The sequence below is a fragment of the Nocardiopsis sp. iso_186 genome (assembly GCF_056173365.1).
Genome location: NZ_CM149670.1, coordinates 5,529,442 through 5,552,213, shown reverse-complemented (window position 1 = coordinate 5,552,213; position 22,772 = coordinate 5,529,442). Strand labels below are relative to the sequence as shown.

19 protein-coding genes are annotated in these 22,772 nt (G+C 66.3%); 9 read left to right on the top strand and 10 right to left on the bottom strand.

The features are described from left to right. Nucleotides 1–786: 786 nt before the first annotated feature. The 8 genes from rpmH (at nucleotide 787) to AC0VYP_RS24275 (ending at nucleotide 6,513) form a co-directional block, all read left to right on the top strand. On the top strand, nucleotides 787–930 hold the full coding sequence (rpmH, locus tag AC0VYP_RS24310) for a 50S ribosomal protein L34 (protein WP_133740032.1): 144 nt from the start codon (nucleotides 787–789) through the stop codon (nucleotides 928–930). An 85-nt stretch (nucleotides 931–1,015) separates the two neighbouring features. After that, a complete protein-coding gene (rnpA, locus tag AC0VYP_RS24305) occupies nucleotides 1,016–1,486 on the top strand; it encodes a ribonuclease P protein component (protein WP_285757973.1) in 471 nt (156 codons plus the stop codon). Next, on the top strand, nucleotides 1,483–1,809 hold the full coding sequence (gene yidD / locus AC0VYP_RS24300; RefSeq protein ID WP_285757974.1) for a membrane protein insertion efficiency factor YidD: 327 nt from the start codon (nucleotides 1,483–1,485) through the stop codon (nucleotides 1,807–1,809). Before rnpA ends, yidD begins: the two co-directional genes overlap by 4 nt. 25 nt (nucleotides 1,810–1,834) lie before the next feature. Continuing rightward, nucleotides 1,835–2,755, top strand: a complete 921-nt coding sequence (gene yidC / locus AC0VYP_RS24295; RefSeq protein WP_285757975.1) for a membrane protein insertase YidC — start codon at nucleotides 1,835–1,837, stop codon at nucleotides 2,753–2,755. Nucleotides 2,756–2,925: 170 nt separating this feature from the next. Further along, nucleotides 2,926–3,444, top strand: coding sequence for a Jag family protein (locus AC0VYP_RS24290; protein WP_475474362.1), 519 nt, complete (start codon nucleotides 2,926–2,928; stop codon nucleotides 3,442–3,444). A gap of 159 nt (nucleotides 3,445–3,603) precedes the next feature. Beyond that, nucleotides 3,604–4,308, top strand: a complete 705-nt coding sequence (gene rsmG / locus AC0VYP_RS24285) for a 16S rRNA (guanine(527)-N(7))-methyltransferase RsmG (protein ID WP_475471993.1) — start codon at nucleotides 3,604–3,606, stop codon at nucleotides 4,306–4,308. A 365-nt stretch (nucleotides 4,309–4,673) separates the two neighbouring features. Then, the gene (locus AC0VYP_RS24280; RefSeq protein ID WP_285758741.1) at nucleotides 4,674–5,507 is read left to right on the top strand and encodes a ParA family protein; all 834 of its coding nucleotides are present in this window, start codon (nucleotides 4,674–4,676) and stop codon (nucleotides 5,505–5,507) included. Between the two features lie 22 nt (nucleotides 5,508–5,529). Beyond that, complete coding sequence (locus AC0VYP_RS24275; RefSeq protein WP_285757977.1) at nucleotides 5,530–6,513, top strand: ParB/RepB/Spo0J family partition protein; 984 nt, start codon at nucleotides 5,530–5,532, stop codon at nucleotides 6,511–6,513. A gap of 150 nt (nucleotides 6,514–6,663) precedes the next feature. Here the strand turns inward: AC0VYP_RS24275 and trxA are convergent, their stop codons facing one another. The 8 genes from trxA to AC0VYP_RS24235 all read right to left on the bottom strand — a co-directional run bounded on the left by trxA (nucleotide 6,664) and on the right by AC0VYP_RS24235 (nucleotide 17,782). Beyond that, a complete protein-coding gene (gene trxA / locus AC0VYP_RS24270) occupies nucleotides 6,664–6,987 on the bottom strand; it encodes a thioredoxin (RefSeq protein ID WP_285757978.1) in 324 nt (107 codons plus the stop codon). A 68-nt stretch (nucleotides 6,988–7,055) separates the two neighbouring features. Next, nucleotides 7,056–7,997 (bottom strand): thioredoxin-disulfide reductase, encoded by a 942-nt coding sequence (trxB, locus tag AC0VYP_RS24265; protein WP_285757979.1) that lies wholly within the window; start codon nucleotides 7,995–7,997, stop codon nucleotides 7,056–7,058. 205 nt (nucleotides 7,998–8,202) lie between these two features. Next, a complete protein-coding gene (locus tag AC0VYP_RS24260) occupies nucleotides 8,203–9,063 on the bottom strand; it encodes an anti-sigma factor family protein (protein ID WP_285757980.1) in 861 nt (286 codons plus the stop codon). Next, a complete protein-coding gene (sigM, locus tag AC0VYP_RS24255) occupies nucleotides 9,060–9,695 on the bottom strand; it encodes an RNA polymerase sigma factor SigM (RefSeq protein ID WP_285757981.1) in 636 nt (211 codons plus the stop codon). The genes AC0VYP_RS24260 and sigM overlap by 4 nt, the downstream gene beginning before the upstream one ends. After that, nucleotides 9,692–11,227: a protein kinase family protein gene (locus AC0VYP_RS24250; RefSeq protein ID WP_285757982.1), complete on the bottom strand. Its 1,536-nt coding sequence runs from the start codon at nucleotides 11,225–11,227 to the stop codon at nucleotides 9,692–9,694. The genes sigM and AC0VYP_RS24250 overlap by 4 nt, the downstream gene beginning before the upstream one ends. A 234-nt stretch (nucleotides 11,228–11,461) precedes the next feature. Then, nucleotides 11,462–13,246, bottom strand: a complete 1,785-nt coding sequence (gene murJ / locus AC0VYP_RS24245; RefSeq protein WP_475474360.1) for a murein biosynthesis integral membrane protein MurJ — start codon at nucleotides 13,244–13,246, stop codon at nucleotides 11,462–11,464. Nucleotides 13,247–13,426: 180 nt separating this feature from the next. Next, a complete protein-coding gene (murJ, locus tag AC0VYP_RS24240; RefSeq protein ID WP_285757983.1) occupies nucleotides 13,427–15,157 on the bottom strand; it encodes a murein biosynthesis integral membrane protein MurJ in 1,731 nt (576 codons plus the stop codon). Between the two features lie 111 nt (nucleotides 15,158–15,268). Further along, on the bottom strand, nucleotides 15,269–17,782 hold the full coding sequence (locus tag AC0VYP_RS24235) for a DUF6049 family protein (protein ID WP_475471992.1): 2,514 nt from the start codon (nucleotides 17,780–17,782) through the stop codon (nucleotides 15,269–15,271). Between the two features lie 705 nt (nucleotides 17,783–18,487). Here AC0VYP_RS24235 and AC0VYP_RS24230 point away from each other — a divergent pair. Next, nucleotides 18,488–19,909, top strand: a complete 1,422-nt coding sequence (locus AC0VYP_RS24230) for a CCA tRNA nucleotidyltransferase (RefSeq protein ID WP_475474359.1) — start codon at nucleotides 18,488–18,490, stop codon at nucleotides 19,907–19,909. A 713-nt stretch (nucleotides 19,910–20,622) separates the two neighbouring features. On the opposite strand, the gene AC0VYP_RS24225 is transcribed toward AC0VYP_RS24230, so the two are convergent. Together AC0VYP_RS24225 and AC0VYP_RS24220 are read right to left on the bottom strand one after the other, a co-directional pair. Then, nucleotides 20,623–21,927 carry an MFS transporter gene (locus AC0VYP_RS24225; protein WP_475471991.1) on the bottom strand — a complete coding sequence of 435 codons (1,305 nt, stop codon included), beginning with the start codon at nucleotides 21,925–21,927 and terminating at the stop codon, nucleotides 20,623–20,625. A 21-nt stretch (nucleotides 21,928–21,948) separates the two neighbouring features. Then, nucleotides 21,949–22,590 carry a hypothetical protein gene (locus AC0VYP_RS24220; RefSeq protein WP_475471990.1) on the bottom strand — a complete coding sequence of 214 codons (642 nt, stop codon included), beginning with the start codon at nucleotides 22,588–22,590 and terminating at the stop codon, nucleotides 21,949–21,951. Between the last annotated feature and the right edge of the window lie 182 nt (nucleotides 22,591–22,772).

Genomic DNA, 22,772 nt, shown 5'->3' with positions numbered 1-22,772 from the left:
GGTGACCTGCCATGGTTCGCCCCTTCTAGCGGTTTCCTGCCGGTTCGGTCCCCGTCTCTACAGGGGTTCACGGTCGTCCGCGTGTTCAAGCGCGAGCGACCCATTGTCTCGGTAACCCGGGGTGGCTTCTCCCCCTCACGCGCGAGTAGGAAACCGCGAGACCAAAACGTGATTACGAACGGTGTTCTGTGGGTAACTCGCGGTTTTTTGTGGATACGGCTGTGCATGGCGAACCGGCCTCCGTTCCCTCGCCCGACCCCGGTTTTCGCCGCTGTCCACAGTTCACGCTCGTCATCCACAAGTTATCCACCGCTTTATCCACAGCTTCGCAGATAGTTGTCCACAGGGTGTGGTTATCCACAATCTCCTGATGGGGAGGTGTGGGTTCTCGATCCGGTTACCCTGTGGAGGCGGGTTGACTATGTCAGGACCCTTCTTCGTGCACAGTCAACGTTATCCACAGCTTAGGTCTCCTGCGGGAGGCTCCACAGTCTGTGGACAAGGGTTGTCCACAGACCAAGCAGTCGGTGGAAAACTTCGTTGACCGAAGGGGTGGATTTGACCAGTCCACACGCAGCCCGTATGTTCTCTATGCTTACGTCGATATCTGTATGTGCCTCGGCGCGCCGTGATCCGGATTCGTGATCCGCGTGCCACACGACGGCATCGACCTGAGCGGGCGATGTTCCAGCTGAGCGTCCCCGCGACAGCAGCAGGAATATGCACGGTGACGACGACGTCGGCACCGAACCGCCGTAGTACCTCTTAAACGCCCTGGAGTCAGTAGTGAGCAAGCGTACGTACCAGCCGAACAACCGGCGTCGCGCGAAGGTCCACGGCTTCCGGCTGCGCATGCGCACCCGTGCGGGGCGCGCGATCATCGCGGCGCGCCGGCGCAAGGGCCGTGAGGCCCTGACCGTCAGCCACTAACCGCTACGAGTCTTTCGTCACAACGGACCGGCCTGCCCGCTTCGGCAGCCGGTCCGATTGTTGTGTTCTGGGGTGTTCAGGTCCGATGTTGTCCCCGCGCAACCGAATCCGGCGCAGCGCCGAGTTCGGTCTCGTCATGCGCAAGGGGCGTCGGGCCGGCCGGGACGCCCTTACGGTCGTGTTGCTTGTCCAACCGTTGAGCGAGACCGCTCCGGTTCGGACCCCGGCCAGTCCTGCCTCTTCATCACCGGTCGCCGAGCAGCCCCGAGTCGGCTTCATCGTGAGCAAGGCCGTCGGGGGAGCGGTTGTACGCAAGCGTGTACAGCGCAAACTCCGCCATCTGATGCGGGATCGGGTCGCCGAACTCCCTACGGGTAGCCTGCTAGTTGTGCGGGCCAAACCCGCTTCCGCGATCCTTGGGCACGATGCTCTGGCCGCCCAGCTGGACGGCGCGCTCGCTTCGGTGCAGCGCCCCCGCAGACCATCGGCCCAACGTGGCCGCGTGCCTCGTGGGGCCGCGTCCGCTTCAGCCGGTGGAGAACAGTCGATCCAATGACGCACGAGAGACCGAACCCCCTAGCACGGGCCTTGATCCTGCCGATCAGGGGTTACCAGCGGTTCATCAGCCCGCTGTTCCCGCCGGTCTGTCGTTTCTATCCTTCGTGCAGCAGTTATGCCGTCGAGGCATTGCAGGTGCACGGGGCGCTCCGCGGGTTGTGGCTGACAGTCCGGAGAATCGGCCGGTGCCACCCGTTCCATCCGGGTGGACTCGATCCGGTCCCACCGCGCAAGGGCGAGACCGCCGCAGGGTCGGTCCAAGAGACCAGTGATCCGAGACCCGGTGGCGGCGAGTCCGCCCCCGGGGCCTCGGATCTGTGATTCGGAGAGTCAAGGGAGTTAGCCGGTGCTGGACTGGCTGTACAACATTGTCGGCACGGTGCTGGTCTGGATCCATTCCGGTCTCAGCACCTTTCTCGACCCGGACAGTGGGTGGGCGTGGGGTCTCTCCATCGTCACGCTGACCGTTCTCATGCGCGTCGTCATGATTCCGCTGTTCATCAAGCAGATGAACACGCAGCGCAAGATGCAGGACATTCAGCCGCAGGTGCTGAAGATCAGGGAGAAGTACAAGAACGACAAGCAGCGTCTCCAGCAGGAGACGATGAAGCTCTACCAGGAGAGCGGCACCAACCCGATCATGGGCTGCCTGCCGCTGCTGCTGCAGATGCCGGTCTTCTTCGCCCTGTTCAGCGTGCTGCGCAGTGTGGCCCAAGGAGAGGCGCAGTACGGTTTCACCGCCGAACTCGCAGACAGCGCTCGTAGCGCCCTTGTCTTCCACGCTCCGATCGCCGCGCAGTTCACCACTTCTGCGCAAGAGCTGGAGCAGTTCGGCGCCGACCCGATCATGGCCAAGGTCGTCATCGTCATCGCCTGCGTCATCATGGGTGCCACGACCTTCCTGACCATGCGGCAGAGCATGAACCGTACGCTCAAGCAGCCGGGCATGGCCGACAACCCGATGATGCAGACGCAGAAGATCATGATGTACCTCGCCCCGGCGTTCGGCCTCTTCGGCTTGAGCATGCCCATCGGCGTTCTGCTCTACTGGGTCACCTCCAACATCTGGACCATGGGGCAGCAGCACCTGCTCTACCGCAACTTCCCGGCTCCCGGCGAGGAGCCCAAGCCGGCTGCGGCGAGCACCGGGAAGGGACTCTTCGGCAAACGCAAGGCGGAAGAGCCGCCCGCGCCGGTGGAACGGCCTAAGATCGAGCGTAGGCAGCCGAAGAAGCAGACCAGGTCCAAGCGAACCGGTGACAAGTAAGGTCCGGCTCTTCCCGGAGTAGTCCTCTGTGCAGTCGCCATACTCAAACGACCATGGCGCAGGCGAAAGCCCCCGATGCGCGCGGTGCGCAGGACCGTGACATAAGGAGAAACCCCGCTGTGAGCGACAGCAACACCGAAGGCGCGGAGGAGACTGGCGCCGCCGTGGCAGTGGCCGAGGCGCCCGAGGAGGCGGTCAAGGAGACTGCCGCCGGTGGCGCGGAGGTTGATGTCGAGGAGCTTGAGAACGAAGGCGACATCGCCGCCGACTACATCGAGGGCCTGCTTGACATCGCCGACTTCGACGGCGACATCGACATGGATGTTGAGGGGGACCGTGCGATGGTCTCCGTTGTCGGTGCCACCCTGGACGAACTGATAGGGGAGAAGGGAGAGGTCCTGGAGGCACTTCAGGAGCTCACCCGACTCGCCGTGCACCGCGCGACCGGGGAACGCAGCCGTCTGATGCTGGACATCGGAGGGTTTCGTGACTCTCGCCGCAAGACTCTGACCAAGCTGGGCGCCGAAGCGGCGAACGAGGTCAAGAAAACGGGTCAGGTCAAACCCCTCAACCCGATGACTCCGTTCGAGCGCAAGGTCGTGCATGATGCGATTGCTGCGGCCGGCCTGCGCAGCGAGTCGGAGGGCGAGGAGCCCAACCGCTATGTCGTAGTGCATCCCGCGGACTAAGCCCTTGGGCACATCAGCTGGTGTGCACCGTGTAAGAGAACAGCGCCCTCCACACACATAGGATCGTGGGGGGCGCTTTCGCGTTTTGTCGATCTGTTGATTGAACTGCTGTTGTGAACTGTTCCTGGTAATGCTCCGTAAAGGCCGAGGTGGTAACTGATGACCGGGCATGTTGTCCCGTCCGAAGGTGCGCGGGAGTTGTTCGGTGAGGCGTTGCCCGTGGCTCAGCGGTACGCCGACCTCCTGGCGGACGCAGGAGTCCAGCGCGGGCTGATCGGCCCCCGGGAGGTGCCGCGTTTGTGGGAGCGGCACCTGATGAACTGCGCCGTGATCGAGGAACTGCTCCCCAAGGGGGCGGACGTGGTGGACATCGGTTCCGGAGCGGGTCTCCCCGGGCTGGTGTTGGGGATCTTGCGCCCCGATCTATCGGTCACCCTGCTGGAGCCGTTGCTGAGGCGCACCGTTTTCTTGCAGGAGTGCGTGGATCTGCTGAACCTGGAGAACGTGACGGTGCGCAGGGGGCGCGCCGAAGAAGTCAAAAAAGTTGTTCGAGCTGACTTCGTCACCGCCCGAGCGGTAGCTCCGCTACCGCGACTCGCCGGGTGGACACTGCCTTTGCTGCGAAAAGGGGGCAGTCTCCTGGCCTTGAAAGGCGAACAGGCAGAAGCAGAACTTGAGGCCGCACGCGCAGATTTGTCCAAACAGCGTCCCTGCGTCGCAGATGTGATTTGGGTAGGGCGCGGTAAAGTCGATCCCGCTACCACGGTCGTTCGCGTCACGGTCACAACCGAGACCGACCAGGCGACCCCGTCCAGATCCCAGCGCGCGGCGGACGGCAGGAAGAAGCGCGGACGGAAGAGGTGAACTCATTCGTGCCTTACCACCACTCTGATGGCACCTATGTTTCACGTGAAACCACCCCCGAAGCTGGCTCCCAATCCCAGTCCGCCCCCCATGTTTCACGTGAAACATTCTTGGCGGGCCAGACCTTCAGCGACATGACCGCTGAAGCCGACATGTCTGAGGCTCATGTTTCACGTGAAACTAACTTGGATCACAGCGATGGCTACAGCGGGACTCGCACCGGCAGTCATAGTGGCGGGAGTCGCGTTGTGACGCCCCCCGTTCCGGAGTACGACGGAGGGCTTAACGGTGGCCCCGACTCGGATTCGGACGCGGGAGGAGATCTGGAGTTCGACACTCCGATCGCCCGAGCTGCCCGAGTGGCGATGACCGTACGGGGTCAGGGAGATGAGACCTGGCCCCGGCCGGGGCGGTGTCGAATCATGAGCGTTGCCAACCAAAAGGGCGGTGTTGGTAAAACCACCACCACGGTGAATCTCGCCGTCTCCCTGGCCATGCATGGCAATCGAGTTCTCGTAGTGGACCTCGACCCGCAGGGCAACGCGTCCACAGCCTTGGGCATGGAACGCACCGCGGACTCCCGGTCGATCTATCATTGCCTGGTAGAGGATGAAAATCTTCGGGAGCTTGCCCGCCCGGTGCCCGATGTCCCCAACCTCTGGTGCGTGCCGGCAACGATTGATCTGGCTGGCGCTGAGATCGAACTGGTTTCCTTGGTGGCCCGTGAATCCCGCCTCAAGCGGGCGTTCGCCGCCTACGACTACGACGAGCTCGACTACATCCTGATTGACTGCCCTCCTTCGCTGGGCCTGTTGACCGTCAATGCGATGGTGGCCTGTGAAGAGGTACTGATTCCCATTCAGTGTGAGTACTACGCACTGGAAGGAGTTGGGCAGTTACTCCGCAATATCGAGTTGGTTCGGTCGCACCTGAACCCCGAGCTCGCCATCTCCACGATTCTGCTCACGATGTACGACGGCCGCACCCGGCTGGCATCTCAAGTGGCGGAAGAAGTGCGCGGCCACTTCGGTGAGCTTGTACTCAAGACACTCGTGCCCCGGAGCGTCCGTGTTTCCGAGGCGCCGAGTTACGGGCAATCGGTGATGACCTATGACCCAGGTTCCACCGGGGCGGTGGCCTATATGGAGGCCGCCCGTGAATTGGCCTTCAGGGCGCAGGCACTCGTCGGCAACCGTTGATGCGATCGGAAGGGAGACGGTGTTGAGTCAGCAGCGGCGCGGTCTTGGTAAGGGACTGGGCGCGCTCATCCCGCAGGGCCCTCCACCGGGGGCGGTCAACACATCCGCGCCAACGGATCCTGAAGAACGGGATTCCACCCCATTCACGAGGGGGCCGAGCGGCTCCGTGGAGACGGTAGCGCCCAGACATGTCGATGGCGCCTACCTTGAGGAGATCGCACTTACCGCGGTCACCCCCAACCCCAGACAGCCACGACACCACTTCGACGAGGACGCGCTCGCAGAGCTGAAAGAGTCCATCGCCGAGGTGGGACTCCTCCAGCCCATCGTCGTCCGCAAACTGGACGGCGATGACAAGTACGAGCTGATCATGGGGGAGCGGCGGTGGCGGGCCAGTAAAGAGGCGGGTCTACAGCGCATCCCGGCAATCGTTCGGGAGACCAACGATGACGAGATGCTCCGGGACGCGCTTCTGGAGAACCTGCACCGCCAGCAGCTCAATCCCCTTGAGGAAGCTGCCGCCTACCAGCAGTTGCTGGACGACTTCGGGGCGACCCACGATGAGCTCGCAAAGCGAATCGGTCGGTCGCGTCCGCACATCAGCAACACGCTCAGACTGCTGAATCTTTCCCCTGCAGTCCAACGCAGGGTTGCCGCGGGCGTCATTACCGCTGGGCACGCGCGGGCACTGCTCTCCGTCGAGGACTCAGCTGTGCAGGACCGTCTGGCACAACGGATCGTGGCAGAGGGATTGTCGGTGCGTGCGCTGGAAGAGATCATCACCCTCGGAGACGACGAGGGTGAGCCTGTTGAGCGCCGGAAACCGGTCCGTCAGGAATCGTCACCGCAAATCGAGGAGTTGGCAAGTCGTCTTTCCGACGTCTTCGATACCCGGGTGAAGGTCAACATGGGCCGGAACAAGGGGCGAATCGTCGTGGAGTTCGCCACGATGGACGACCTGGAACGGATCATCTCGACGATGGCGCCGGAGCAGAATCCCATCTGATCGTGCGGACCTGTCGATACAACCAGAAGTGGCCCCAGGGAATCCCCTGGGGCCACTTCTGGTTTGGTGCGCCACCGCGCCTCGGTCGGGCGTCGGAACCTGTTGCGGTCCGGCCGTTCCAGGACGTCTTCGCCGCAGCCCATCGATGTCTTACAGGTGCTCTTCCAGCTCCTGCAGAATGAGCCGCTTGGGCTTGGCGCCGACGAGCTGCTTCACGACCTCACCGTTCTTGTACAGGTTCAGTGTGGGCAGGCCCATGACTTCGTACTCGCGCACGGTGTCCTGGTTCTGGTCGGCGTTGAGCTTGACGATGACGAGCTTGCCCTCCTGCTCCTCGGCGATCTGGTCGAGCACCGGGGCCAGCATCTTGCACGGACCGCACCAGTCGGCCCAGAAGTCCACCAGGACGGGCAGGTCGTTTTGGAGGACGACCTCGTCGAAGGTTGCGTCGGTGACTTCTTGAAGGTTGCTCATCTGGTGTGCTCCTCGTGTTCGGTGATGAAAGAGAGAAAAGGGGGTGCCGTCGTGCGTCCGTGAACGGCTCAGCCGGCGAGGTCGGCCAGTTCCGCGAGGTGGCGCTCGGCGTCCAGGGCGGCGGAACAACCGGTGCCGGCCGCGGTGATGGCCTGCCGGTAGCTGTGGTCAACCACGTCACCACAGGCGAAGACACCAGGGATGTTGGTGGCGGTAGTGGGGGCGGCGACCTTGAGGTACCCCTCGTCGTCCAGGTCCAACTGGCCGTCGAACAGTTCCACCCGCGGGTCGTGGCCGACCGCGATGAACAGACCGGTGATGTCGAGGGTGCTCTCCTCGCCGGTCTCCCGGTTGCGCAGCCGTACCGCCTCCAGCTTCGTGTCACCGACGACCTCGGTTACTTCGCTGTTCCACACGAAGGAGATCTTCTCGTTCGCGACGGCGCGGTCCTGCATGATCTTGCTCGCGCGCAGTTCACCGCGGCGGTGGATGATCGTCACGGACCGGGCGAACCGGGTGAGGAAGGTGGCCTCCTCCATGGCGGTGTCGCCGCCGCCGACAACGGCGATGTCCTGGTCGCGGAAGAAGAATCCGTCACAGGTCGCGCACCAAGAGGTACCGCGCCCGGAGAGCCGGTCCTCGCCCGGGATGCCGAGCTTGCGGTGCTGGGACCCGGTCGCAACGATCACGGTGTGCGCGTAGAAGGTCTCACTGCCGGCCTTGACGACCTTGGGCGTCGCGGTCAGGTCAACCTCGGTGACATCGGTGGGGACCAACTCGGCACCGAAGCGCTCCGCCTGCTTGCGCATGTTGTCCATCAGGTCCGGGCCCATGATGCCATCGGGGAAGCCGGGGAAGTTTTCCACCTCGGTCGTGTTCATCAGCGCGCCGCCAGAGGTGATAGAGCCTTCGAAGACGAGGGGGTTCAGCTCCGCGCGGGCCGCGTACACGGCGGCGGTGTAGCCTGCGGGCCCTGACCCGATGATGATCACGTTACGGACGTCGCTCACAGCTCTTAGACCCCTTGAAGACTCGTATCCGTCCGCCCCGTGGATGGGAAGGACCTTCACTTCAACCGATGGTAGGCGCCGGTGATTCCCCTTCGGATCAGAGTCCCCGGGACGGCTCGGATACGGGAACGGGCGCCCGTTCCAAAATTTTGGAACGGGCGCCCGTCCTTCGGGGATCATCCGGCCGTTTCGGGGCCGGAACAACTCAGATTCCCGGTATGACCGTCGTCGCTATGGTCGCTGTTGCGGGGTCGGTCTCGGTGGGGCACTCCGGTTTCATGACCCGGAGCTCATATCCGTCTTCCACTGGGAAGAGCATGACCCAGGCGGTCCTGCCCTCGAACGTGGCCATGTCGATGAGCGCCGGGTCGCCTGCCCCGGCGTTGTCGAGCTTGTGCACACATGAGGAGACGCCCTCGGGCATATCATCGTTGGCGGCCAGAGGGGCCGGGGCGCCGGCCTCGTCCTCGCCGTGGTCGTCGGAGTGGAGACTGGAGCGTTCGAGCACCGAGGTGCCCTGCTCGGCCAGGTCCGTGGTGGTGTAGTCGGTACCGCTGGCCACCACCACCGGGTAGTACGACAACGCCGCCTCGGGTTCGCCCATCGGTGCGTTGTCCTGTGCCGCACCGCTGGTGCCGTCCTGGTCGGAGGTCACCCCGTTGAACACGGCCGCACCGGCCCCCAGGACGAACACGGCAGCCGCTGCCGCCGCGAGGTAGGGCATCCATCGGGTAAGTCCGTTTCTGCGGCGCAGAGGGACCACGGAGCCTGACGGGGTGATTGTCGGGGTCTTCTCGCCTGTGGGGGCGGGATGATCCGTGCCCTGTTCAGTGGCGCGTTTGGCTGACTCGATTCGCAGGGCTTCGTCTATACGGGCGATGAGGCCGTCTGGGAGCGGTGGAGCAGGCACCCCCGCGAGCACTCGTGAAACGTCGGCCAGCTCCGCGACCTGTGCGCTGCACCTGTCGCATTCGGCCACGTGTGACTGAACGGAGTCGTCCTCGGCTTCTTCCAGCAGTCCTTCCGCCAGCAGCGCGAGTGTCTCCGTGTCAACATGAGACGTCACGATCTCCTGTCACCTCCTCTCGGAGATGTGACGTCTGCGGGGCCCTCAGGGTTCCTGAGATGAGAAAGATAGGGAAGAAGACGGGCGCGACCTCGCGCACATCTACTCTTGACAGTTCCGGATGCGACGTCCAGGATCTCGGCTGCCTCGTCCACTCGGTAACCCAGCATGTCCACGAGGATGAGTGCCAGGCGCTGCTCGGTGGGCAGGTTCTCCAGCGCGGCGTGCACGTCGATGGCGGAGTCGCTGCGGTTCGTGGGATCGGGAACCGTGCCCTTGAGGCGCTCGTTGGAGAGGATGTCGAGGTTGGCGTCGTCGGTGGGAACGGCGGGGCGGACCATCTTGCGGCGAAGGCGGTCGTGGCAGGCGTTGACGACGATGCGGTGCAACCAGGTGCTGACCATCGCCTCGCCGCGGAAGCGGTGGGCGGCCCGAAACGCCGAGAGGAAGGCGTCCTGGACCGCGTCGGAGGCCTCTTCCGGATCGCCCAGGACGCGGATGGCCACAGCCCACATTCGCTCCCGGTGCCGCTTGACGATCTCGCCGAAAGCGTACTGGTCGCCCTGGTTGTGCCTGGAGAGCAGCTCCTTGTCGGGGAGCTGCTCCTGAACCGCGTCCGTCACCGTGTTCACTGCATTCCGCGTAGTTCTACCTCGTTGATGGTTCCTCGGTACTTGCCGCCGTCTTGGGAGAGAGGAGCGACGAACCACACCACCACGTATCGACCCATGGCTGGTTCGTCCAGCTTAATACCCACTTGACCACTGGCTCCAGAGTCTGCGTGAACCTCTGTCAGAGCCGAACCGTCGGCCTGGTTGCCCACCCGGATCTGGTAACTGTACGAGCCGCCGCCGAAAAGCACGTCCAGTTCGTGGATTTCGACCTCTGCGCCCATGTCGAGCATGAGGCCCACCCCTGATTTCAACTTGCCGAATTCGGCATCGTTGTAACCCTGGGTGTTCCAGGCGGTACCCGAATCACCGTCGATGGCGAGATGGGCCTTGTCGGAGTGTTCGTCGTCGGAGGTCTCGGGGTTGAACCCGCTGGCCGAGGACGGGGAGAGGACCGTCAGCTCGACATCCTGCTCGTCCTCGCCGGGGACGGAGGCGTTCTGGGGGTCCTCGGCGATACCGCCGGGCCCGCGCATGTTCGCACCCAGTGACCAGGCGCCCAGGACGACCGCGACGAAGACCAGCAACGCCACCGCACCGACCAGGATCTTGTTGGTCAGGGAGGAGGACCGCGGCGGAGCGGCCGCTCGGCGACGCGGCGGCCGGGGCGGTTGGTAGCTCTCGGAACGCACGGCCGAGCGCTGTTGGACCTGCTCGGAGTCGGGAAGACCGAGTTGCCCCGACATCCTGGAGGTGCCCCGGGCCGGTTGCGGCGCGGCCGACTGCTCGGCCACCGGCAGCGGGACCAGCCTGGGAACGTCGGCCAAAGCGTCTGCGAATGACTTCGCCGTGCTCAGCGGTCCTTCCCGCCCCGGTGCCTGGAAAGCGGCCCGGCAGACGATCTCGTTGAGCCGGGCGGGGATACCGGCCCGGATCTGGCTCGGCTCGCACGGACGGCCCGAGACGATCGGAGCGGGTCGAAGTGCGGTCTGCTCCGGACCCGGCCAGTGGGCGGTCAACGCTGCGTACAGCAGCCTGCCGAGGCCCTGGGCGTCGGTGATCGCGGGATCGGCCACGGTCATCCCGCGCAGCGCTGCGTCCACACCGATGCCGGTCACCTTGACCGCGCCTCCGGTGCTCCATACGAGCTTTCCGGGGGTCAGGCAGAGGTGGTAGATCCCTGCACCGGCCGCCGCGGTCAGTGCTTCGGCGGCCTCGGCGACCAGGCCCGCGGCGCGCTCGGGTTCGAGCGGGCCCTGGGCAAGGAGATCGGTCAGCGACTGTCCGGTGATCCACTCTTGGACCACGTAGGTCGTGGGGCCGGAGTCGTCGGCGTCGAATACCTGGGTGACGCGGGCGTCGGCGATCCGGCTGGCGGATCGCGCGGCGCGCACCACCTCGTTGGTGCGCGCGAACTCACTCGCGAACGTCCACACCGCGACGAGACGGGCAAGCGTCTCGTCGGTGGCCTTCCATAGCGCGGCCCCGTCGGTTTCGCTGACCAACTCGTCGAGTCGGTAGCGGTTCGCGAGCCGCGCACCTGGCTCAATCATGAAGGTGCTCATACCGGGAGTGACGGACGGACGGTCGATACGCCTGCGGCGAAACCGACCATGGCGCCTGTCTCCAACCTCCCTTCAGGCAGCTCGGAAAAACTGGGTTGTGGGGAAGAGATTCGCCGTTCCATGCTAGGACGCTCAACACAGCCCTCGGGAGGACAGCGTTCCTGGATACGACATGCATAGCGGTCCTTTCCATGGTTACCCACCGTCATGCGTTCCTGGTGATCAGCGCCGCAGCAAGCGGGTACGGACCATGTCGAGGAATGTTGTGACTTCCGTCACCTTCAAAAGTTTTGCGGCCAAAATGAAGAGAACCGCTCCGCCGATCCCGCCGGAGACGATCGGCAGGAGCGACGACCACACCACGCTCTCCAGGGGGTCGAAGAGGTAGATCATCCCGATTCCGAACGCCATGCTCGGGATACAGGCCACGTGCAACAGGAGCAGGGTGCGCAGTGTGCTGCGCCCCTCCAGGCCGTTGAGCCGCCGGCGCAGCATGAGCCAGGCCAGCACCGACCCGACGATGTAGTACAGCCCGTAGGCGACGGGGAGCCCTACCACGATCATCTCGGACGGTACGAGGAACAGCAGGCTGATCGCCGTGACCGCGTGCGCGGCCTCGGCCGGGATCGCCAGCAGGGCCGGTGCGCGGGTGTCGCCCAGAGCGTAGAACACTCGCATCTGCAACTGGAACAGGGTGAACGGGATCAACATCACCGCGAACACCATGAGGATCAGCCCGATGCCCTCCGCGTCCGCCGTCAACGTGCTCCCGCGCGCATAAACCAGCACGCAGAAGGGGATGGCGAACACGATGAGGGCCATCGAGATCGGGACCAGCAGCACGGAGGACAACCGGAAGCCCCGCGAGAAGTCCGAACGGACCAGGTCCTTGCGGCCCTCGGCCACGTGCACGCTCATCCGGGGCAGCAGCGCGGTGATCACGGAGACCGCGATGATCGCGTAGGGGAGCTGGAACAGCATCGAGGCGAACTGGTAGGCGGTGATGCCCGCGCCGCCCGCCCCACCGGTCTCGGCTGCCACCCTGGCGCCCGCGCGCGTGGCCACGTTCGTGGTCACCAGCAGCCCCAGTTGGGCGATCCCGATGTAGAGCATCATCCACGACGCGGTACGCATGGCCTCGCCCAGGCCGGATCCCCGAAGGTCCAGCCGTGGACGCCACCGGAAGCCCGCCGCAGCGAGGGCCCAGATCAGCACCCCGCACTGCAGGACCTGGCCCAGAGTGGTGCCCAGCCCCAACAGCATCAGCTGCTGGGAGGTGACCGAGTCGGGAGTGCTGCCCGGCCCCGCCAGCGTCAGGAACAACATGCCGACGGCGATGATGACGATGTTGTTGAGGACCGGCGCCCACATCGGGGCCCCGAAACGCTCGCGGCTGTTGAGCATCGCGCTGGCGATACCGCTGGCACCGATGAAGAAGATCTGCCCGAGCAGGAACTGGGCGAGGTAGACCGCGACCTCTGCCTGTCGCCCGTCGTACTCGCCCGCGTACAGGCGGATCAGAAAATGGGCGCTGACGGTTGCCAGCACCGTGATCAGAAACAGGCCCAGGAGCATGACGGTGAACAGGCGCTGCTCGGTCGCCTTTCCGCCGTCGGCGTCCATCCGTTTGCGCTTGACCAGGAACGGTACGAAGACGCTGGCCAGTAGGCCGCCGATCAGCAGGTCGTAGACCGCGAAGGGGACCATGTTGGCGGTCTGGTAGGCGTCTCCCAGCAGCTGGGTGCCGATGGCCGCCGCCAGCACGATGGTCCGGATGAAGCCGGTTGCGCGGGAGAAGACCGTGCCCAGCGCCATGATCGCGCTGGAGCGCATGAGGTTGGCCGGGGCCGCGTGCGCGGCCCCGCCGATCTCGTTGCCCTCCTCGCCGGGCCGGTCTGCGGTGCCGAGGTCGCCGATGTCGCTGGGATCGCGCCTGGTGACCAGCCCTGTCTCGGGCTGGGTCGCCGGCTCGGAGCGCTCGACGGCGTCGAGCACCTCTTCCGGCATGACCAGCCGGCTCGGGCGTCGGGGGCGATTGGGGATCTCGCTGGCCACCGTGAGGATCTTCCTGTCAGGAGGGGCGTCGGTCCGTACGACTGAGGTGAGGGCCCCACGGACCGGGAAAAGGGGGAAAGGGACCGAACGGTTGATCGTAGCGGTGCCGTGGTCCAGGGAACAGAGTCCGGACTACCCGCGACGCAGGCGGCCTCGCACCAGTTCCACGACCGACGTCAGTTCCCGCACGCGCAGCAGCCAGGCGAACAGAACGAACACCGGTAGTGCGAGCAGGCAGCCGGCAACGGGCGCGCCCAGGTTGGTCAGCAGGCTCTCCTCGCCGAAGCGGTCCATGAAGAAGCGAAGGGTGAACCAGCCCAGCGCAGCGGCAGGGAGGACGGCGAGGTGCAGGCGCACCAGGGTGGAGAGGATGCGTCCCCCGTCCAGGCCGCCGAGCCGGCGGCTCAGGATGAGGCCGGCGATCACCGAGCCGGTGAGGTAGGAGAACATGAACCCGGCGGCCACCCCGGTCACCACGGTGGTGGCGGGCAGGAACAGGTAGGCCAGGAGCGCGCACGTGCCGTGCACGGCCACGTTGGCGATGCTCAGCATCGCCGGGGTCCTGGTGTCGCCCAACGCGTAGAACACCCGGAGCATCAGCTGGAACACGGTGAACGGAACCAGGCCCAGCGCCATGACGCTCAGGATGAAGCCGATGTTCTGCGCATCCAGTACCGAGGTGTTGCCCCTGGCGAACAACAGCACCGACAGCGGTCCGGCGAAGATCGCAATGGCCACCCCCATCGGGGCCAGGACCAGCGCCGAAGTGCGCAGGGTGCGCGAGAAACCGGAGCGGACCTCGTCCCAGCGCTCATCGGCTGCGAAGGCGCTCATCGTGGGCAGCAGAACCGTGATCAGTGAGACGGCGATGATCGCGTAGGGCAGCTGGAAGAGCTGGTAGCCGTAGTTGTAAGCGGTGATTCCCGCGCCGACGCCCGCGCCGTTCTCCGCCGCGGCGACGTTCGCCCTAGTGGCGATGTTGGTGGTGATCAGAAAGCCGACCTGGGTCATGACGGTGTACAGCAGCATCCACCCGGCCGTGCGCATGGCCTCGCCGAGACCGGAGTTGCGCATGTCCAACCGCGGACGCCAGCGATACCCCGAACGCCACAGCGAAACGAGCAGGACGACAGCCTGCACGACCATTCCGCAACTGGTTCCCGCGCCCAGCAGCACCAGTTCGGAGTCGGTCACGGTTTCGACCGAGCGTCCGGGGGCCACCCAGAGGAAGAGCGCGGCGACGGTGATCATCACCAGGTTGTTGAGAACAGGGGCCCAGACCGGGGCACCGAACTTGTTGCGGGTGTTGAGCATCGCGCTCATCAGGCCGCTCATGCCCACGAAGAAGATCTGCGCGAGCAGGAACCGTGCGAGATAGACCGACACCTGGGCCTGTTGGGGCTGGAAGCTGCTGGCGTACAGGCCGATCAGCAGTTCCGCGGCGGCGATCATGATCGCGGTCACCACGAACAGCAGCAGTACCGCACCGGTGAACAGCCGGTCCTCCGTGGCCTTGCCGCCGTCGGAGTCACGCTTGCGGCGCTTGACCAGGAACGGCACGATCACGCTCGCCATCAGCCCGCCGATGAGCAGGTCGTTGATGATGAACGGGATGGTGTAGGCGGTGTTGAAGGCGTCGCCCAGCAGTTGGGTGCCCAGCGCCGCAGCGATCACGATGGTGCGGATGAACCCCGTGATCCGGGACACCATCGTTCCCACTGCCATGACCATGCTGGAGCGCATCATGGAGCCGGACGTGGAGTCGCTCTTCTCGGGAACGGCCTGCGGGTCGGGCTCTGCCCCGGTCCGGTCCGGGGCTGCCCCGGAAGAGTTCTCGTTGCCGCTCGTGGTCTCGGTCGCCACCGGTGTCGGCTCCTTTCGGCGGCGACCGCGGACGCTGTCGCCTTCACCATCAATGGGGGAATTCATCGCGCGAACCTGTCGCGTTCGACACCATGCTCAGGGTGTCTCGCCTCAGGGACGGGGAGCGCCGTCGGCATCGCCGTCAACCCCCACCGTCTCAGACTCCCGATCGGTGTCGGCGGAACCGTCGGGTTCCTGCCGTCCGCTCAGGTCGGGCGCGGTTTCTGACGCGGCCGCGGCCGATTCGTCGCGGACCGGGCCATTGCCATTGTGGGGCATCGCGTCTGCACCGACGCCGCCCGCCGGTTCGGGAGCGGGGCCCTGGGATGCCTCTTCGGTCCGCGCCCGGTTGCGCATCCACTTGCGCAGGGCGCGCGGCGCCAGCGCCAGGATCAGCACCAGGACGGCCGAACCACTGATGATCAAGGCGCCGGTTCCCAGGCCGGTCACGTTGACCGGGGTCATCGTCTGCTCCTCGGCGAGCGGTTCACCGTCGGCGTTCTGCAGACTCATGTGCAGTACCGTGCGCCCGTTGACCTTGGCCGAAAGCGGGACGTAGACGGTGGTCTTGCCGCCGGGGCCGATCTCCATGCTGTCGGTGTAGTTCCCGACGGCCAGCCGCTCGGAGTTCTCGGAGAAGATCGACAGGTAGACCTTGACCGGGCGCGTCTCCAGGTCGTTGGCCAGCACCACGCCCAGGGTGCCGTTCTTGCTTGCCAAGGTGATGGGCTCGCCGGGGATGACGTGCACCTTCCCCTTGGTCGTCTCGACGGTCTCGGAGACCCGGGCCCGGGTGACCGCGGCCAGCGCCTCGTCCTCGCGCCACCATGCCGACTGCATGCGCAGAACGGCGGGGCGGAAAGGGTCCTCGTCGTCGGCGAGCACGCTGTTGAACAGCTTGACCTGGCGGCGCGTGGCACGCACATCGTCGAGTTCGTCGCCGCTGAGCCGTGAGGAGGCGAGCTTGTCCGGGTAGGTCAGTTTCTGTCGGGACTTCGTCCCCGCATTGTTGACCTTCACGTCGTTCAGGGCCACCACGTCGAGCCAGGGGAGGCTGTCGCTGGCCTCCAGCAGGCCCTCGGCGTATTCACGGCTGGGATCCCAGTCGCGCGGGGGCGCGAGCACGATCGTGCGGTTGACGCTCGGGCGCTCGGCGGCGATCATTGCCGTCTCGGCGGCGAATCGTTGCCGGGACAGCGTGGCCGCTCCGGGGCTGTGGGTGTCGGCGCCCATCGCGGCGGTGAGTTTGCTGTCGGCGACCAGCGCGGTACCAGCCTCCCGGTCGGGTACGGGCAGGGACACGGCGGCGGTGGGCGTGTAGCCCAGCCAGCGCTGCGCGGGCAGCGCGGCGTCGTTGAGGATGAAGGTGGTCGTACCGCCGGCGGCAAGGAAGTCGCGGGTCGCGTTGTCCATGCTGCTCTGCGCGGGCCAGGACAGTGTGGGGTCGGCGTCGCGCCCCAGCACCTCGCGCACGGTCTCCTGTCCGAGTCGCACGGACCGCTCGGCATCGTAGTCGAGGTCGGCCGCCAGCAGCGCTGGGAGATCGGCGTCGGCGTAAGGGGAGGCCAGGAGAGGATCGGTGTCGAGCCAACGGCGCGCGTGCGTCAGCCATGCCTGAGCGTTGACGCTCACGTCGTGGTCCTGCAGGGCAGGCTGTTCTGCGGGATCCCGGCCTGCCGTCAACGATTGGTACCCGCTGCTGGACAGCCGCTCGATGTCGGCGAGAAGCCCGGGGTCCACGGCCCAGGTGACCGGCACCTGCCCCGCGGAGTGTTCCTCGGTCTCCGCCTCGGCGGGGGTCTCGTCGCCGGGCTCCTGGCCGGGGGATGCCGCTGGGCTGGGGGAGGGACTCTCGGGGGTCTCCTCCGCATCGGGATCGACCGGTTCGCCGGTTTCGGCGGGGTCGATCTCGCCCTCCTGCGCACCCGTGCTCAGCAGCACGCCGAGCCTCCCGTCGGCGGCGAGGTTCTCGTTCAGGCCGTCACCGAGGTAGGTGTCGTCGTCGGCGCGCTGGGGGCGGCCCATCAGCGGCCACACCCAGGCGGTCTTGATGGTGTCGAGATCGCCGGTCTTGGTGTCGGCGATGTAGGGCAGGAAAGTGTGCTGGGCGTCGATGGCGCCCGCACTGTCGCTCAGCGCCTCGATGGTGATCGGGTAGACACCCAGGCCGCCGAGCAGGTCGAGATCTTTTGCCTTGGCCTTCAGGGTGAAGGGCACGGAGACCCCGGGCGGCAGATCGCCGTTGACGGCGAACCGGGGGCCTGACTGGTAGAGAGTGGAGCCTTCCCCGTCGGCGTGCGCGTCGAGTGCGTCTCGGTCGCTCAGCGGATAGGAGCTGTACCGCAGCCGTACGCTGACGCCGGTCTGCGTCTCCTCGGTGAGGTTGCTGACGCGGCCGGTCACGGTGACGGTGCTCTTCTCACCGACGGATTCGGGTGTGATCTCGGAGACGACAAGGGGAACGTCCTTGACGTCGTCGTCAGCGGGCGACGCGGGAAGTCCGCGTGGCTGGATGGAAGGGGCGGTGACAGCCGCCGCGACCTGGGCAGGCTGAAGCGGGGTCAGTGCCGGAACCAACGCGATGGCAGTGGCCATGACCGCGCCTAGATGAGCAATTCGACGCACGCCTCTAGGCTTTCCGAGTCGGGTTCGGCGGGCCGGGCGGAGTCGCCGGGGGCGGCTCCGCAAGCTGGGAAGACCGCTGTGAACCGTTGACACGGCTCGTCCGCGGAAGTCTTTTAGCCGAACGTCTCTGGTGATCAGGTCGGGGGAAGTACGGAGCGCGGCACACGATGGCGTTGTGGACACCGTGTCGGTTGATCCCGGCGCGGATGACTACGCCGTATGGATGACCATCGAGAACCGATCGCACCGACTTCGCTCGACGATACCGCTTCGGAGCCCAAGTTCCGAAGAGTCCTTGGCCGGTTCTTCGGCAGGGCACCCGCCTAATCCGGCGAATACGGCCGGCATCATTCCGTCTTTTCGGAACCGGCCTCCCGTACGGGGCGGTCGAATTGCCTCCTGCGGTGGACCGGAGCAAGTCGTCCACCGGGCGCGGGCGGAGTCTCGACGGTGTCCGGTCGGTTGGTTGACCGGTCGGGAGGTCGGCCACACGGCAAGAGGGGAAACACGGGGTGAGGCGGGGCGATCATGTTGACTTCGCGATTCGTGCAGGTGTCCACTTGTCGCTACGCCTGCCGGCGTCCGAGCGGCCGATTCGCATCAACCAGTCCGGGCCGCCTAACCTGAGTGGCTGTGTCGAACACTGCGAGCACCGCTGACAACCTCTTCCCCGACAACAACCCCGGGGCAGAGGCCGCCGTCGAACTGGTCGGGGAGCAGCGGGCCGCCGTGACGGCCCTTCTGGGGTCGATCGGCGAGGTGGTCACCGAGCTCGGTGCGCGCTTCGAGGCCGCCGGACAGGAACTGGCCATCGTCGGAGGGCCGGTGCGCGACGCGCTGTTGGGGCGTGAGGTCCACGACATCGACCTGACCACTGACGCCGTCCCCCAGCGCATCCTCGAACTCGTGGACGGCTGGGCCGATGCCGTGTGGACCATCGGTATCGAGTTCGGCACCATCGGGCTGCGCAAGGACGGCCACCAGGTGGAGATCACCACCTACCGGAGCGAGTCCTACCAGTTGAAGTCGCGCAAGCCCGAGGTGCGCTACGGCGATTCGCTGTACGAGGACCTGGTGCGCCGCGACTTCACGGTGAACGCCATGGCGGTCCGGCTGCCCGGGGGAGAGTTCGTCAACCCCTTCGGGGGCCGGACCGACCTCGCCGACCGTCAACTGCGTACCCCCGGAACCCCCGAGGACTCCTTCAGCGACGACCCGCTGCGCATCATGCGGGGGGTCCGCTTCGCCGCGCAGCTGGGCTTCAGCCTCGACGGTGCGGTCAAGTCCGCTGCGACCGGCATGGCCGATCGGCTCGCGATCGTCTCCGCCGAGCGGGTCCGCGACGAATTGGTGAAGCTGATGGTGAGCCCCTCCCCGAGGGTCGGCATCGAGCTGATGACCGATCTGGGCATCGCCGACCACGTCCTGCCCGAGCTGCCCAAGATGAAGCTGACGATCGACGAGCACCACCGGCACAAGGACGTCTACGAACATTCGCTGACCGTCCTCGACCAGGCGGTCAACCTGGAGCGCCAGCGGGGAATGGCACCCGATCTGGTGCTGCGGCTGGCGGCACTGCTGCACGACATCGGCAAGCCCAAGACGCGGGCGTTCGAGGACGGAGGCCGGGTGACCTTCCACCACCACGAGGTCGTGGGTGCCTCCATGAGCAAGAGCCGCCTGGCCGCGCTGCGCTTCTCCAAGGACGTCGTCAACGACGTGAGCAAACTGGTGGCTCTTCATCTGCGGTTCCACGGGTACGGCAAGGGGGAGTGGACGGACTCGGCGGTTCGGCGCTACGCCCGCGACGCCGGAGAACTTCTTCAGCGGTTGCACGTGCTGACCCGCGCCGACTGCACGACTCGCAACCGACGCAAGGCCGCGGCCCTCGCCCGCTCCTACGACGACATCGAGCGCCGTATCGCCGAGCTGGAGGAGCAGGAGGAACTGGGCAGGATCCGCCCGGACCTCGACGGCAACGAGATTCAGCAGATCCTTGACGTCGGCCCCGGACCTGTCATCGGCAGGGCGTACAAGTTCCTGCTGGAGCTGCGGCTGGAGAACGGTCCGATGGGCAAGGACGCAGCCGCGGACGAGCTTCGCCGATGGGCCGCGGAGCAGGAGTGACGGACCACCGGTACGGCCGGTCGGGAGCGAAGAGCGTCAACGACAGGTCGATTGATCGCCGAAACGCCGAGTCGGCAAGGAGACAGTGAGGAGCCGGGCCCGGGGCGGGTTCCCCCTGTCCGGTAGGCATTGCTCCGATTCCTCGGGGATGAGGCCGGCCCGGTGGTCACAGGGCCACCCGCCGGGCAGGAAGGTCCGGTCGTCGCGCAACGGTGAGCGTGTCCTGTGCCAACACCCGGGAACCACGACCATCCCGCTACGAGGCCGGCGTGGTCACGGCCCCATCGGGCACGTGGCGGCCGCGCCCGCGGTTCGGGGGCCGTCAGCCGTCGGGACCGGTATTTTCGCCCGCACCGCGGATCGCCGCGGAGTGGTTCCCCCTCTGTCGCACCAGGGAAGAATCGGTCAGTCGGATTGTCGATCAATCTGTTTGTGGTCGAGCCGATTAGCGGAACTTCGATGCGGTGCGGTGTTCCATCGGGTCTGCGGTGCCGGTCGGCCCAGGGGAGGCGAACCACGCGGATTCCGTTGCGTCCCCGGTTCGGGCTCCGGGCCCGGGGCCGTCGTTTCCGGCCAGGGGCGGGCACCTCGACCGTGTCCACCAGGGGCGTGTTCGCCGACGCGTCGGCGCGGAACTTCGACCGGTTCTCCGGTGACCAGCACTACGGCCGCTCCGCCTTCGGGACACACCGCAAACCTCATAGGGACACCGGTCAGTCAACCTGGTCCGGGACGCTCTTCTGCGGCCGGGCCGACTCCCGGCGCAGCACAAGCCAGCCCGTGGCCATCAGTGCGTATCCGGAGGCAAGGCCCACAAGGACGGCAGCCGAGATGCCGGAGGGCGGGACCACCAGCGCCGCGACGGCCGCCGCTGCCACGAAGGCCGCGTTGAAGAGCATGTCGTACACGGAGAAGACCCGTCCCCGGTAGGCGTCGTTGACATGTCGCTGAACCAGTGTGTTGACACTGACCTTCACGCCTTGGGAGGCGACCCCCAGGGCGAACCCGGCGACAGGGAAGAGACCGGCCTGGAACGGCAATCCGAACAGCAGCAGTGCCACCGCCGCGAACAGAAGCAGGCCCGCTACCCAGGTCTCGATGCGCATCCGTGCGGTCGCCCATGGTGTCGCGACCGCGCCCGACAGGAAACCGACGGCCGAGGCAGCCAGGGTCACGGTGAAGGACGCCAGTCCTGCCGTGCCCCCCGCTGTGAAGGTGTTGTTGTACAGCAGCAGCGTCATGATCGTGGAGACGCCGTAGAGGAACCGGTGCCCGGCGATGGTGGCCAGCCCGTTGCGGGCCGGCCGACGCCGCCAGATGTGTCGGGCGCCGTTGACCAGTCCGGTCACCACCCCGCCCAGCGCCGCGCGCACGCGGGTGGACTCCGCGGCCAGGTCCGGTCCCAGTTCGGTGCGGCCCAGCGTCGTGGACACCAGCCCGGCCAGTGCGAACCCGACCCCGGCTCCGAACAGGACCACGCCGGTACCTCCGTCGCCGTCCCCGCCGATCAGCCGCAGCCCCGCTCCCGCCCCCGCGCCGAGGAAGGCGGCCACCGTCCCACACGTGGGGGTGACGGCATTGGCCATGGTCAGCTTCTCGCGCACCACCACGTGCGGCAGCGCGGCAGAGAGGGCCGCGAGGAAGAAGCGGTTCACGCTCAACAGCCCCAGTGCGGCGAGCAGGAACAGCGGACCGTCCGCCCCGCCCACCACGAGTACCGCGGTCAGTGCGGCCAGCAGCGCCTTGGCCAAGGCGGACCACAAGAGGACTTGTTGACGTGACCACCTGTCGATGAATACCCCGGCGAACGGACCGACCAGGGAGAACGGCAGCAACAGGACGGCGAACGCCCCCGCCACCGCCCCTGCGGTGGTGTGCTGCTCGGGAGAGAAGAAGATGTACCCGGCCAGCCCGGCCTGGTAGACGCCGTCGGAGAACTGCGAGACCACCCGGGTGCCGAACAGCCGGCGAAACCGCGGACCGCGCAGCACCTCGCGCAGATCACCGTAGAAGGACATCCGCCAAGACTAGGGCCGCGGTCAGCGCAGGGTGCCGCTGGACGTGCTGATCCCGGTCGGCCACTCGGTCAACACCCCGGTGTGCAAACCGTTGGGGTCCACGATGAAGTGGACGAAGCCGCTGGCCGTACACAGGCCGTCGCCGTCGTCGGTCGTGGTGTACTCCATGTCGAGGTCGTCCTCGCCAGAGGTGGTGACGACCAGGTCCCACGTGCACGTGGCGCCGTCGATGTCGAGTGTCGCGGTCCCGTCGTCGGCGCCCGATTCGAGGACAACGGTCAGGTCCCAGGTGCCGGCCTCGTCGCCCTCGGGGTCGTACTGGGTCATCGTTCCGGACCAGGTTCCCGCCATCGCCTCGGGAACTTCGCCGTCGCCCTCGGGAGCCGCAGCGTCATCGTCGTCGTTGTTGTCGGACTCGCCGGGGCTGCTGGGCTCCGGCCGCTCCTGTGCGGGTTCCGTCGGCTGTGGTGTCGGCCCCGGTTCACCGCCGCCCCGGTTGTTGAGCACCACGATGATGGCAACGACCAGGCCGACGATGATCGCCAGGCCGATGCTCAGCAGAACCGTGCCGGTCCGGCCTTTTCTGGGCGGGGGCGGCGGTGCCCCGGGAGACCATTGGGGACCCTGGTGGGGAGGATAGGGCTGTCCCTGGGGGTAGTTCACGGCGTTGGCTGCCCTTTCGGGGGAGAGACGCGCGGGGTGCTACTTCGGGATCATAAAGCGCCCGAAACAGGATGGGCATGAGTCGAAGAACTCAGAGCACACCAGGGCAGCGCACCTATGCTGCCCGACGATACGCACGCCGGGCGCCGGCGGACCACTGGGTGGACACGCCGGCGCCCGGC